Origin of the sequence: Mycolicibacterium aromaticivorans JS19b1 = JCM 16368 (assembly GCF_000559085.1) — a bacterium.
GTDB lineage: Bacteria > Actinomycetota > Actinomycetes > Mycobacteriales > Mycobacteriaceae > Mycobacterium > Mycobacterium aromaticivorans.
Map to the genome: position 1 here is coordinate 803,169 of NZ_JALN02000001.1, position 13,137 is coordinate 816,305.

The window sequence follows — 13,137 nt, forward strand, 5'->3', positions numbered from 1 at the left end:
CCGTACGCCCGCCGCTGTGGGCTGACGGCTCAGCAGATCCGCGGAAGTTGTTCGCCCAGTTCACGTTCGATCACCCGGGTGGTGCCGAACGCGGTGCGCCCGACCACCATGCCCGGGTGGTCGGCAACCACCCGGCCGATAACAACCGCCCCCTCGCCTTCGCGCCGGGATCGCATTGCCGCCAACACGGCATCGCTGTGCGCCGGGTCGACGAAAGCCACCAACTTGCCCTCGTTGGCAACCTGCAGCGGATCGAGCCCGAGGAAGCTGCAGGCCGACGACACCGCATCAGGAATCGGAATCCGGTGCTCGTCGAGTTCGACGCCGACACCGGCGGCGCGGGCGATCTCGACGGTCGAGGCGACCAGTCCCCCGCGGGTCGGATCACGCAGGGTGTGTACGACGTTCGGGTCGGGCACCGCCGCCAGCATCGCCGCCACCAATAGATGTAGCGGCGCACTGTCGGTGACCACCGTCGTCCCGAAGTCGATTCCTTCGCGCACACTCATGATCGCCACGCCATGCTCACCGAGATTGCCGGACACGATCACGTGGTCACCGGGACGGGCTTGCTCAGGCCCGATGCGGACGCCGTGGGGTATCACACCGACACCGGCGGTATTGACGAAAAGACCGTCCGCACTGCCTCTTCCGACGACCTTGGTATCGCCGGTCACGATGCCGACGCCCGCATCAGCGGCCGCCTTGCCCATCGTCTGAGCGACGGACCCGAGCACCTCGAGCTCCAAACCCTCCTCGATGATGAAGCCGGCAGTCAACCCCAGCGGCTGAGCACCGCTCATCGCGAGGTCGTTGATCGTTCCATTTACCGCCAAGTCCCCGATGTTGCCGCCCGGAAAGAACAGCGGGTTGACCACATACGAATCGGTGGTCAGGGCAATCCGCCCACCGGCAACGGCCAGCACCGCGGAGTCACGAGCCGGGCCACCATCAGAGCCGAAGGCAGGCAGGAACAGATTCTCGATCAGCTCCTCGGACAAAATCCCGCCGCCGCCGTGGCCGAGCACAATACGTTTGGTCTCACGTAATGGCAACGGACACACCCAATCCGACGGATCGATACCCACCGAATTAGACATGAGCGGCCCCCAACCGCCGGAATTGGTAATACGCCGCGCACGCTCCCTCACTGGACACCATCGTGGCGCCCAGCGGGGTACGGGGCGTACAGCTGGTGCCGAATGCCGGGCACTCGTTGGGCTTGAGCAAGCCCTGCAGCACCTCCCCGGCGTGACACTCGGCGGACTCCTGTACCTGCAGGTGCCCCACGCCGAACTTGAGTTCGGCATCGAATTCGGCGTAGCGCGGCGAGAGCGCCCACCCTGACTTCGGGATCATGCCGATCCCGCGCCACTGCCGATCGACCACGGTGAACACCTCGGCAAGCGTCTGCTGCGCCACCGTGTTGCCGGCGTCGCTGACCGCCCGCGGATAGGCGTTGCGCAGTTCGGCCTTGCCCGATTCGAGCTGATCGACCACCTGCCGCACGCCTTCGAGCAGGTCCAGCGGCTCGAACCCGGTTACCACGATGGGTACGCCGAACTTCTCCACGAGCGGCCCGTACTCCGCGGTGCCCATCACGGTGCAGACATGGCCGGCGGCCAGGAACCCCTGCACCCGGTTGGTCGGCGAACTGAGGATCGCCGTCATCGCGGGAGGTACCAGAACGTGTGAGATGAGCACCAAAAAATTGGTCAGGCCAAGCCGTTGGGCGTGCAGCACCGCCATGGCGTTGGCGGGGGCGGTGGTCTCGAACCCGACGCCGAAGAACACCACCTGCTTGTCAGGGTTGTCGGCGGCGATTCGGGTGGCGTCCAAGGGCGAGTAGACGATCCGGACATCACCCCCGCGGGCGCGCACACTGAACAGGTCGTGGCGGCTACCGGGCACCCGCAGCATGTCGCCGAACGAACAGAAGATGACGTCGTCGCGGGCGGCTACCTCCAAGGCCCGATCGATCATCTCCAGCGGGGTGACGCACACCGGGCACCCCGGACCGTGAATGAACTCGACCGCACCGTCGAGCAGCTGATCGATGCCGTTCCGGATGATCGAATGCGTCTGCCCGCCACACACTTCCATGATCGTCCAGGGGCGACTGGCCTGGCGCCGGATTGCGTCGACCAGAGTCCTGGCGGCGGCCGGATCGCGGAACTCGTCGAGATACTTCATGCCGGCTCCCGCCTGCCCTGCCCCTCGGCGCCACCGAGTTCCTCGTCGAGCACGCCGAGTTCTCGGAACATCCGCAACGTTTCGTTGGCCGAGTCCTCATCGAGTCGGGTGATCGCGAAACCCGCATGGACGATGGTGTATTCGCCGATCTCCATGTCGGGCAGATATGCCAGGCACACGGTTTTGGTGGTTCCGCCGAAGTCGACGGTCGACATCCGGGTGCCGGCCTCCTCCCAGATTTCGATCACCTTGCCGGGGATTCCGAGGCACATACGCCGTTCCTTTCCGATACAGCCGAGGCGCGCCCATCGGCGAGCGTCGCGGCGGCGATGGTGGCCTGGCCCAGCGCCAGCCCACCGTCATTGCACGGCACGACCCGGTGACTGAGCACCTCGAAGCCGCCCGCGGTGAGCACCTGCCGCAGGCCCTGCAGCACAAGGCGATTGGCGAACACGCCGCCAGTCAGTCCGATGACCGAAATCCCCACCGCGCGAGCGCATTCAGCGGTTGCCATCGCGGTCGCGCGGATCACCGCGTCGTGGAAGCCGGCGGCCAGGTCAGCAGCCGGTGTACCGCGCCGCAGCCCCTCGACGATCCCCGTGATCACCGGCGCGGGGTCCAGCACACCATCGGCGACGCGGAAGTCCAACGGACTCGCGTCGCCCCGGCGAGCCAGGTGCTCGAGCTCCACCGCCGCCTGGCCTTCATAGCTGACCTGCTGGCAGACGCCGAGCAGGCTGGACACCGCGTCGAAGAGCCGCCCCATGCTGGTGGTGGAGACGCAGCCCAGGCCGCGCGGGATCTGCTGGCGCAGGATGTGCAGCGACCTCTCGTCGAGCGCCGCCACCGACGGCAGGTCGCCGGCCCACTCGATGCCGGCCCGGTGCAGCAGGTCGAGAGCGGTCCGGGCGGGATTGCGCACGGCACCGTCACCGCCGGGCAGCGCGAAAGGTCGAAGGTGACCCACCCGGGTGAAGCGGGCGGCGTCGGTGATCGCCAGCAGTTCGCCGCCCCAGATGGTGCCGTCGGTGCCGTAGCCCGTGCCGTCGTAGGCGACCGCGATGACCGGCGTACCCAGCCGTCGGTGTTCGGCGAGCAGCGAGATGGCGTGGGCGTGATGGTGCTGGACGGCGACGACGGGCCGGCCCTCGGCGTAGCGCCGCGCCCACGCGGTGGTGGCGTACCCGGGGTGCAGGTCACAGGCGATCACGTCCGGGGTGCGATCGGTCATGAACGCCAGATGCTCCAGCGCCGCCTCGAAGCAGCCCTGGGTCCGCGGGTCGGCCATATCGCCCAGATGGGCGGACATGTGGGCGTGGCCGTCCGCGCCCACCAGACAGAAAGTGGTTTTCAAGTCGCCGCCGGTGGCGAGGATGACCCGTTCCGGTAGCGGGCCGGGCACCGACACCGGCAGCGGGGCGTATCCGCGCGAGCGTCGCAGCGGCACGTGCGCACCGCGGTCGTCGATCATCACCACCGAGTCCTCGCACGGCACGTGGATGGGACGGTCATGGGTGAGCACGGCGTCGGCGAGCCCGTCGATCCAGCCGAGATCGTCATCGCGGAACACGATGGGCGAGCCCCCCCGGTTCGCCGACGTCATCACCAGCGGAACACGGCCCAGCCGATCGAACAACTGGTGGTGCACCGGTGAGTAGGCGAGCATCACACCCACCTCGGTCAAGCCCGGAGCAACACCGTCAACCACCGTCCCCAGCCGGCTGCCGACCAGCACGATGGGAGCCGACGGCGCGGTCAGGGTGGTCGACACCGCGTCGTCGAGCACGGCGATCTCGCCGGCGCCGGCCAGGTCGGCGACCATCACCGCGAACGGCTTGGCCGGCCGGCTTTTGCGCCGGCGCAGTTCGGCGACGGCGGCGAAATCGTCGGCTCGGCAGGCCAGATGGAAGCCGCCGATTCCCTTGACCGCGACGATAAGTCCGGCCCGCAGCGCGGCCACCGCCGCACCGATCGGATCGTCGGTGTTCGGCGAGCCGCCGGCGGGCCGCCACGTCAGCCGAGGCCCGCACTCCGGGCAGGCGATGGTCTGCGCGTGATAGCGGCGATCCAGCGGATCGTGGTACTCGGCCTCGCATGCCGGGCACATCGGGAAACCGGCCATCGTGGTCGCGGGCCGGTCGTACGGCAGATCGGTGATCACGGTGTAGCGCGGTCCGCAGTTGGTGCAGGTGATGAACGGGTGCCCGTAGCGGCGGTCGGCCGTGTCCCGCATTTCGCGCAGACAGTCCGCGCACACCGCGATGTCGGGTGGAACCAGGGTGCGCGACTCGTCGCCGCATTGGCTACCGATGATCTCAAAACCGTTGTCGCCGTGCGGTTCCAGGTGCCGACGGGACAGGTCGTCGATGCGCGCCATCGGCGGGGTTCGGTACCGGATCGCCTCGATCGCCGCCTCGACGTCGGCGGCCGGGCCCTCCAGCTCGCAGTGCACCGACCCCGCGTCGTTGTACACGAATCCGCCGAGCCGGTATTCGGCCGCGATCCGCGCCACCGCCGGGCGGAAACCCACGCCCTGCACCACCCCGGCGATGTCCAGACGCACCCGCACAGTCATCGGATCGCCGTCGGCTCGGGCCCCGGACAACGCCGGTAGTAGTCGATGCTCATGAACCTCCTGAGCAGATGAAGGCCACTCGCGCCGATGGGCTGTCCACGCGGGTGGATCACCACCACGCTAATCCCGCGATGCTGGGTCCACAATCACAATCTCGCAGCGAAAGTCTGCGTTTTTCCGTCCAAAAGGCCCTCGGCTGCGGCGGCGGGGCGCTGTAGGGTGCAGGCCTGCCCGACTCGGAAAACGGAAAGATCGACAGTGCACGAATTGTCGCTGTGCCATGCAATTGCCGGGGTGGTGCGACCCTACGCGGCCGGCCGCCGTGTCGATGTGGTGCGGGTCCAGATCGGCGCCCTGCGGCAGGTGGTGCCCGACTCATTGTCGTTCTGCTGGACGCTGGTCCGCGATCACGAGAGCATGCCCGAGGCCGAGTTGGAGCTCGAGTTCGTCGCCGCGGAGGTGTCCTGCCACAGCTGTGGGCAGCATTCGGAGATCGCCTCCCGCTGGACGGTGTCCTGCCCGCAGTGTGAGAGCGCCGACGTGGAAATCGTTCGGGGCAACGAGTTCCTGGTCACCTCACTGGACGTGACATGACCTGCGAAGCGAAAGGTGGTCAGTATGGGTAGGTTTCATCGTCACGACGACGGCACCGTGCACAGCCACGAGCACGATGACCACGACCACGGCGACCACGGCGACCACAGCGGTTATGTCACCGGCTCGCAGCGGATCGAGGTGCTCGAACACATCTTCGCCGAGAACGACACCCGGGCCGACATCAACCGGGCAGCCTTCGAGAGCAACGGAATCCGCGCGCTCAACTTGATGAGCTCGCCGGGTTCAGGGAAGACGACGGTGCTGGCCGCCACCCTCGACGAGCTGGCCGACGATCTCGCCGTCGGCGTGATCGAGGGCGATATCGCGACCGACCTCGACGCCGCCAAGCTCGGCGGTCGCGGCGCACAGATCTCCCTGCTCAACACCAACAACGGTTTCGGCGGCGAGTGCCACCTGGACGCCCCGATGGTCAACCGCGCGCTGCAGGGCCTGGACCTGCCGCAGCTGGATCTGGTGATCATCGAGAACGTCGGCAATCTGGTGTGCCCCGCAGAGTTCGACGTCGGCGAGCACGCCAAAGCGATGGTGTACTCGGTGACCGAGGGCGAAGACAAACCGCTGAAATACCCGGTGATGTTCCGCTCCGTCGACATCGTGCTGCTGAACAAGATCGACCTGGCGCCCCACCTGGATGCCGATGTCGGCACCTACATCTCGCGGGTCCGGGAGGTCAATCCGACGGCGACGATCCTGCCGGTGAGTGCACGCACCGGCGAGGGCATGGCGGCCTGGTTCGAGTGGCTTCGCCGCTTTGCGTCCGGGGCGGCCACCGCGCCCTGAGCGGACACGCGATCACGCGATCAGCCCCAGCAGGCCGGGATCGAACGTTGCCCGCGCGGAAACTGACGTCGCTGCAGCCGAAACCACCAAAGCGGCGTCGTCCTCGTATCCCTTGGGGAAGACGATCTCCGCGCTATCCGGGTCTTCGCGGTGCGCCATCAGCCAGTCATACAGCAGCCAGTCCACCGCACAGCTCACTGTCAACGGATCGGCAGCCGGGGAACGTGCGGCCGTGACCACCGCCTGTAACGCGTCGCGATGTTCCTTGCGCGCGGCATCCTTGTTGACCCCGGAGCTGTCGAAGAACAGCATCGCCAAAGTGAGGGGAAAACGTTGGCCCGCTTCGGTACGGACCACCCAGCGGCCGCCCTTCCATGGCGTGTCCGGATCGACGTGGTGGAATTCGCCGAAGCCACCGATGACGCCGATGGACGGATCGTCGAGTTCACCGTCGAACGGCGCGGGTCCGAGCAGGTCCAGCGGAAGGCGTGCCCGGATCGAGAACAAGGCGGCCGTGCCGACGATCTTTCCGGCCCGCAGGTCAACACCGAATCCGGTCAACTCCTGTGCCGTCGCGAATTCGAGGCACAACCGGTCGAGGGTTCGGTACAGCTCGACAAGGCCGTCACGTTGGTCGGCATCGGCGGGTGGCCGCCCACCCCCCAAGACCTCACCGAAGCGGCCTGCGGCGATGATGAGCGCATCGTCGAGCGCTTCGAGGTGGGTGGCCATCAGACGGTCCGGTTCGTCGTCGACGGCGACCAGGGCCTGCAGCGACGTCGGGCTGCCGGTCGGAGTCGACCAGTAGAACCCGATCTGGTCGTCTCCCTGGATGATTCGCGGTCTCACGTCGGCTCGATGCTCTTCGCGCACGCGCTCATCGTCTGCCGCCAGATCATCACCCGGTTGTTGCCGGAGTCGGCGACCGCCAGCGTGTCCCCACGCAGCGACAGGCCGTACGGCCAGCAGAGCGTGTCGCGCTGCACCGAGGTCCACCGATTCTCGCCGTTGGAGCCGAAATCCGGTTGGGCCAGCACGTGATCGGCGCCGCGGCCATCGTCAGGCATGCCGTCCCACAGCAGAACTCGGTTGTTGGCGGTATCAGCCACGGCCAGCCGCTCGCGATCCAGGCACGCCGCATAGGGGAAGCGCAACCGGTCCGAGGTGTGCGGTCCATAGGGCCATTCGAGCGCGCTGGTGAAATCCGGCTGGCCGAGCACGGAATCGGCGTCCCGGTCGGCCTCCGGCGGGGGTGACCACCCCAGCAGCCGGTGATCGCCTGCGTCGGCGACCAGCAGCAGGTCGCCGCGACCGGTGATGTCGTGGGGCCAGCGGAACGTGGCCGGACCGACGGCACCGCCTCGGTTCTCCTCCCGCGTCGCCGCGTCGGGCTGACCCAGCACGACATCTGCCGGCTGATCAGCGTCGGGTATCCCGTTGCGCCACCCGAGAACCCGGCGATTGCCGGTGTCGGCAACCCAGAACGCCGGGCCGACCATACCGATTCCGAACGGCCAATACAGGGTCGACGCCGAGCATTCACCTCCGCGGTTCTCCACCACCGAGGCAGCATCGGGCTGGCCGAGCACGAGGTCGGGCGCCACGTCACTCGTCTGCGGCACGGTGTTCCACACCAGGATCCGGTGATGCCAGGCATCGGCGACGACGAGCCGGCCGTCGTGCACCAGAACCCCGGTCGGCAGGTTCATTCCGCGTTCGGGACCGCGACCGCCGGCCGCTCGGCCCTCCGACTCACCATCCGGTTGTCCGAGCACGACATCGGCGGGCTGCTCGTCGTCGTCGGGTATGCCGTGCCAGATCAGGACGCGATGGTTTCCCGAGTCGGCCACCACCAGGTGCCGGTCGCCGAGAAACACGCCGCGCGGCGAATACATCCAGGACAGGGACGGTTTCGCCGGCGGAAGTGCCAGGCCGCCGGGTGCCGGCGCGCCCAGCCACAGCGCGGGTGACCAGCCGCCGGTGCGATCGACATCGGGTATCACGTCGACGCGGGTGCCCAGTCCGCTCACGTTGTGCCGGACGGTGTAGCGGCTCATCCGCCGACGCGAACCCAGACGACACCGTCGTCGACACGCAACGGCAACTGTTCGAGCTGGGCGCCGGGCGCGCTGAGACACTCCCCCGACGTCGCGTCATAGCAGAAGCCGTGCCACGGACAGGTCAGCGTGTTGGTCTCCAGATCGAGGATCGCGTTGTCCAGCGGAAGCGCTTCGTGCGCACACTCGTTGCGGTAGGCCGACAGTCGCCGGCCCGCATTGACCACGATGACCTCGGCGCGCTCGCCGTCAGCTGTCGTCACGCTCAGCGGTGACAGATCGTCGACGGCCAGGCCAGCGGCCGGGCCCACCTCGACCCAGCCGTCACCGGCCGGGTCACGCCCGATCCGTAGCGCCTCGATGGGAATCAGTGTCGGTGTCGGCTCGTTCGGCAGCACCTCCACTGCGGAGATCGCCGGAACACCCTGCACCAGAGCCTCTTCCACCAGGTTGCGCAATGTCACCGCCGACATGGAACAGCCGTTGCACGCTCCCTCCAGGCGGACGTACGCCGTGCCATCGTCGACCCGCACCAGGGTCACGTCCCCGCCGTGGCTGTGCAGTTGCGGACGCACCGAGGCCAGGACCTGATTGGCGTGGGTGACCGGATCGGGTCGCACGATCCCGTGCAACGACAGCAACAGATGCACGGTGGGATCGTCCACCAATTCGAACAACACGTCCCGTGCGGGGTCGTCGGACCGCATCCGGCGCACCATGGTCACCAGCCCGGCCCGGTGGATCTGCTCGATCGCCGCTTTGAGCTCTTCGGCAACCGCGCGTGCCGACGGATCCAGGTCGCCCAGTGCGGCGACCGCGTCGTCCACACGCTTGGCGAGTTCTTCGAAAGTCGCCTCGGCGAGCGGCCGTTCAGTGGTTGTCGACATCGCTGCCGTCCGTCCTGCCCAGCGCGACCTGCCGGGCTATCTCGTCGAGGACGCCGCGAACCGCCCGAACCGAATCGCCGTCGCCGAGCTCCTCGAACAGGAACCGGGCTTCGTCAAGTTTGGCTTTCGCCTGATCGAAGGAACCGAGGTGCGCCAACACGTTGCCCTGATTGGCCAGCACGCGTGCCCGGCCCATCGGATCGCTGTCCCGGCTGCGCGCGTCGAGGACCGCTTCGTACAGTTCGACGGCCTCGACCAGGTTGTCGGCCTGGTGCTTCGACGGGGTGTACACCAGTGAGTTCGCCAGATTCAGCTGCACGCTGGCCCACTGCTCGGGGTAGTCCTCGCGGGTGTAGACCTTGAGCGCCGATCGCAGCGACTGCGCCGCGATCCCCAACCGCAGCTGGCCGGACGCCTCCGTCATCGGCATGGTGAGGTAAGCGGTCGCCAGGTTGGCGTGCGCCGACGCCCACAACAACGGGGCCTCCTCGCGCAGCACCAACTGAAGCGCCGAATGGTAATGCGGCACAACAGCCGCCAGCAGCTCGGGCCGCTCCGGCGCCTGTTCGTGTAACAGTCCCGCCAGGTTCAGGTGCAGTTCGGCCCGAGCGACCCGCAGACCGTCAGCACCCTCGAGGCCCTTCAGCGCCATCTCGAAACGCCGAACGGCATCGGGATGGCCGCCGTGGGCGGCGATCGACGCCGCCGCACCGAGCAGCACCCCGTACAGCGGCGTGGACACCGCGGCCGCCTCGTCGGCCGCCTGGTCGAGCAGCGCGGTGGCCCGGGCCGCGTCACCGTCGTTGAACGCGCTACTGGCCTGGGTCGACAGCACCAGGGCCGCGAGTTCGGCGCCTGCTGAACCCAGCTCCGGTGCGACGTCCGAGCGGTCGACGGCGAACAGCACGACGTCGACGAGAACTCCGAATTCGCCGAGCAGTGACCGCAATTCCGCGGGATCGTCGCCGTCGGGGTCCATCACGAAACGGTTGTATCGGCTGACCGGGTCGTCGCCATCCAGAACAGCCAGGGCGCCGTCCCGATCACCGGCCAGCGCCAGCTCGTGTGCTCGCAGCGCATCGGGCCACTGCGGTACGTTGCCGGCGAGCAGCGCGGTGCGGGCGTCCTCGGTGTCGGCCGATGCCGGAATCAGCAGGTATCCCAGCGGGAGTGGGAAGGCTCCGAGCGGTTGCGGTCGCACCGCGATGATGTCGGTGTCCACCGGTTCGGTGTTGGCAAGGGCGGTCACTGCTCGTCTCCCGTCATCCGTGGATGGGTCCGCGGATATCGCGCTCGGCGGCGCGCTTGATCAGTCGGGCCGACAGTTCGGCGCGGGCTTTGGTGTGGTGGGTGTCGATGCGCTTGCGCACCACCCCGTCGGCGAAGACCACGACGATGTCGACCGCCCACCGGCCCCGTTCTTCCACGACGACGGTCTGCACATCCACGGCCTCGTCGGAGGAGCTGTCGTTGCGGACGGTGGTCTTCGGCCGTGGCTCGTCACACATCACGATCACCGCGCCGACTCCAGCGGAATCCGCAACGCCTGTTGGGCATCGTCCCAGGATGCCTGATGAACGCCGGTGACGAGGCGATCCGCCAGCACTTCACGGATCAGCAGGGACCGATCGCCCGCGGGGTTGCGCTGTTTGAGCAACAACCCCCCGCTGCGAGGCCCGCGCAGCGGGAACAACCAGAGGTCGTCGCCGCGCACCATCGCCGCGACGGCATCCGAGGGGAATCGGTTGGCCGCCAATGCCGCATCGAGGCGCAGATATCCGTCGTCGGTGAACTGTACCGAGACGTCGTCGCCGAGCGGAGGTCGCAGCGGCCCCAAAAAGTCCCGCTCGAGAACATCGATCACCTGTTCCATCGCCGCCTGCACCGGCTCGGAGAGGTCGGCGCCCAGCTCGACGCCGCCCGCCTCGATCAGGAACACCGTGATATCGCTGGGGCAGGCATCGGCCAGCGCCCAGTGCGCGAACGCGATCGCGTGATCCCACCGGAAAGAGTGGGTGTGCAAGCCCTGCAGGGGCGGCAGGTCGGCCAGCTCCTCGCCGGGGACGCAATAGATGGTCCCCGGCGTCGCACCCGTAGCCGAGGCATCGACGATGACGACGCGCTCGGCGCCGCGCATCTGGAACGCGACGTCCATGCCCGCGGTGCCGCCGTCGACCAGACGAGCGCCGGCCGGCACGCCCCGCTCCCAGAGGTGCCGGACCAGAACCGGTCCGACACCGTCGTCACCGCGCAGCAGGTTGCCGCAGCCCACCACCAGAACCGCACACCCAGGCGGCCCGATATCGAGCGAGGGGTTGCTGATATCGGAACCGCCTGGGTTGCTGTGGGAGTCGTGTGCCCCAGGCTCGACCGCCGGGATCACACCATTCCGTTGATGACGAACTTCGAGAGCTCCTTGCCTGTCTTGCCGTCGTAGGCGTGCACGGTGCACACCAGGCAGGAGTCGAAGCTGCGTGCCACATGTCCGAGCTCGACCGGATCGTCGGGATCGACGATCGGTGAACCCACCAACGCCTTCTCGATGGGGCCCAGAACCTCGTTGCCGTCCCGTGGCCCGATGTTCCACGCTGTCGGGGTGACGACCTGGTAGTTTTTGATCTTGTTGTCTTCCAGCACGATCCAGTCACTGAGCGAGCCGCGGGCCGCCTCGGTGGAGCCGAATCCCTTGCCCTCGGCAAATTCGACGGGCTTGGTGTAGAAGCTCTCCTTCAGGTCCAGCTGGTCGAGCCAGGACCTCACCCACTTGTAGTACTTGGGCGCCTCATGCATCCGGGCCAGCTGGCGCACCAACACACTGGGGCCGATCTTGGCGTAGATGTCACCGAAGAGCGGGTCGTTGTCCTGATGCGCTCCGGCGTTCGGGCCGGCCGCGGCCATCCGCCGGGCCAGCGGACCCGCCTCGAGCGGAATCGTGCCCAGGTCTCCGACGGCATAGCGCGGCGACTTGGCCCAGCTGTACTTGCCCTGCTTCCTGCCCTCTTCGGGGTCCACCGGGATGGTCTCGCCGTCGAACGGGTGCAGCGGCGTGCTGCCCTCGTAGAACGAGTGGGCGACGTCCTCGCGAACGTTGGCCTGATCGAACTCGTACCACTGGCCTTTGGCGTAGATCCCGCCCCGGCCGATCAGCGCGGCGTTGCGACCGTCGATGGTGGGGTTCTCGTACAGCGTCGGGTCGAAGTAGGTACCGGTGGCGATGTAGTTGCCGACCCCCTGGCCGTACTTGTCCAGGCCGATATCAAGGGAATAGCGGATGAAAAAGCCGCAGTCGCTGTTGTACTGGGACTCGTTCTCGTCGACCCAGGCCAGAACGTCGTCCCACGTCTTGTTCTCCAGCCAGCGGTCGATGCTGCAGCCCAGCCACTGGCCTTCGAGCCAGTTGTCCTTCCAGTGCTCCAGGATCGCGATCGAGCGGGTCACGTCCGACAGCGTCGGCGCACACATGACACCGCCGGGCACCATGAAGCTCGAATGCGGCCACTGCCCGCCGAAGATCGCATACACCTCGACCGGCTTGTTCGACAGCACCACTCCCGGTTGGTAACTGGTGCCGACGTAGGGCGCGAAACGGCGAACCGCCTCGTCATACATCTTGGACTTGGCGTAGTTCTTGTTGGTCAGGTCGATGGCGAACAGCGCATAGAAGTAGCGGGGAATCGACTGCAGCGTTTCGCATGCCTGGGCGATGTTGCGGATCAGCGTCGCGTTCGCCGGCATGTGAGTGCGCCACGCGGTGTCCAGGGCGTAGGCCGACTTGTACAGATGGCTGCCGCCGCAGATCCCGCAGATGCGGGGGCACACGACGAGACCGGACTGCGGGTCCTTGCCCCGCAGGATGATCTCGAAGCCGCGGAACATCGCGGCCTCCGTCCATGCCGACGTCACGACGCCGTCGTCAATGGTGACCCGGACGTCGAGGTCACCCTCGACACGGCCCAGTGGGCTGACGTAAAGGTCGAGCGCGGTCATGAGATAGTCCTCCAAGAGGTGAGAGCTGAACCAGGGCTGG

13 protein-coding genes are annotated in these 13,137 nt (G+C 67.4%); 2 read left to right on the forward strand and 11 right to left on the reverse strand.

What is annotated here, in order from left to right; translation table 11 throughout:
- Positions 1-29: 29 nt before the first annotated feature.
- Genes hypE through hypF form a run of 4 tightly spaced genes read right to left on the reverse strand, consistent with a single transcriptional unit; the run spans position 30 to position 4,768 of the window.
- Complete coding sequence (gene hypE / locus Y900_RS03850; protein WP_036339222.1) at positions 30-1,100, reverse strand: hydrogenase expression/formation protein HypE; 1,071 nt, start codon at positions 1,098-1,100, stop codon at positions 30-32.
- Entirely contained in the window at positions 1,093-2,193 is a 1,101-nt protein-coding gene (gene hypD / locus Y900_RS03855) for a hydrogenase formation protein HypD (protein WP_036339224.1), read from the reverse strand. The genes hypE and hypD overlap by 8 nt, the downstream gene beginning before the upstream one ends.
- Positions 2,190-2,465 (reverse strand): HypC/HybG/HupF family hydrogenase formation chaperone, encoded by a 276-nt coding sequence (locus Y900_RS03860; protein ID WP_036339226.1) that lies wholly within the window; start codon positions 2,463-2,465, stop codon positions 2,190-2,192. The genes hypD and Y900_RS03860 overlap by 4 nt, the downstream gene beginning before the upstream one ends.
- Positions 2,438-4,768, reverse strand: a complete 2,331-nt coding sequence (gene hypF, locus Y900_RS03865; protein ID WP_036345739.1) for a carbamoyltransferase HypF — start codon at positions 4,766-4,768, stop codon at positions 2,438-2,440. The genes Y900_RS03860 and hypF overlap by 28 nt, the downstream gene beginning before the upstream one ends.
- Before the next feature lie 258 nt (positions 4,769-5,026).
- On the opposite strand from hypF, the gene Y900_RS03870 reads away from it, so the two are divergent.
- Positions 5,027-5,362: a hydrogenase maturation nickel metallochaperone HypA gene (locus Y900_RS03870; protein ID WP_036339228.1), complete on the forward strand. Its 336-nt coding sequence runs from the start codon at positions 5,027-5,029 to the stop codon at positions 5,360-5,362.
- Positions 5,363-5,386: 24 nt separating this feature from the next.
- Positions 5,387-6,166: a hydrogenase nickel incorporation protein HypB gene (gene hypB, locus Y900_RS03875; protein ID WP_036339231.1), complete on the forward strand. Its 780-nt coding sequence runs from the start codon at positions 5,387-5,389 to the stop codon at positions 6,164-6,166.
- A gap of 12 nt (positions 6,167-6,178) precedes the next feature.
- Here hypB and Y900_RS03880 read toward each other — a convergent pair whose 3' ends face one another.
- From Y900_RS03880 to Y900_RS03910, 7 genes are all read right to left on the reverse strand, one after another.
- Positions 6,179-7,015, reverse strand: a complete 837-nt coding sequence (locus Y900_RS03880) for a hypothetical protein (RefSeq protein WP_036339234.1) — start codon at positions 7,013-7,015, stop codon at positions 6,179-6,181.
- A complete protein-coding gene (locus Y900_RS03885) occupies positions 7,012-8,223 on the reverse strand; it encodes an NHL repeat-containing protein (RefSeq protein ID WP_051659866.1) in 1,212 nt (403 codons plus the stop codon). The genes Y900_RS03880 and Y900_RS03885 overlap by 4 nt, the downstream gene beginning before the upstream one ends.
- Positions 8,220-9,110 carry a NifU family protein gene (locus tag Y900_RS03890; protein WP_036339237.1) on the reverse strand — a complete coding sequence of 297 codons (891 nt, stop codon included), beginning with the start codon at positions 9,108-9,110 and terminating at the stop codon, positions 8,220-8,222. Before Y900_RS03890 ends, Y900_RS03885 begins: the two co-directional genes overlap by 4 nt.
- Positions 9,094-10,359 carry a tetratricopeptide repeat protein gene (locus tag Y900_RS03895; RefSeq protein ID WP_051659867.1) on the reverse strand — a complete coding sequence of 422 codons (1,266 nt, stop codon included), beginning with the start codon at positions 10,357-10,359 and terminating at the stop codon, positions 9,094-9,096. The genes Y900_RS03890 and Y900_RS03895 overlap by 17 nt, the downstream gene beginning before the upstream one ends.
- A 13-nt stretch (positions 10,360-10,372) precedes the next feature.
- On the reverse strand, positions 10,373-10,618 hold the full coding sequence (locus Y900_RS03900; RefSeq protein ID WP_036345745.1) for a hypothetical protein: 246 nt from the start codon (positions 10,616-10,618) through the stop codon (positions 10,373-10,375).
- A gap of 5 nt (positions 10,619-10,623) precedes the next feature.
- Positions 10,624-11,385, reverse strand: coding sequence for a hydrogenase maturation protease (locus tag Y900_RS03905; RefSeq protein ID WP_036345748.1), 762 nt, complete (start codon positions 11,383-11,385; stop codon positions 10,624-10,626).
- A gap of 104 nt (positions 11,386-11,489) precedes the next feature.
- A complete protein-coding gene (locus tag Y900_RS03910; protein ID WP_036345750.1) occupies positions 11,490-13,097 on the reverse strand; it encodes a nickel-dependent hydrogenase large subunit in 1,608 nt (535 codons plus the stop codon).
- Positions 13,098-13,137 lie beyond the last annotated feature (40 nt).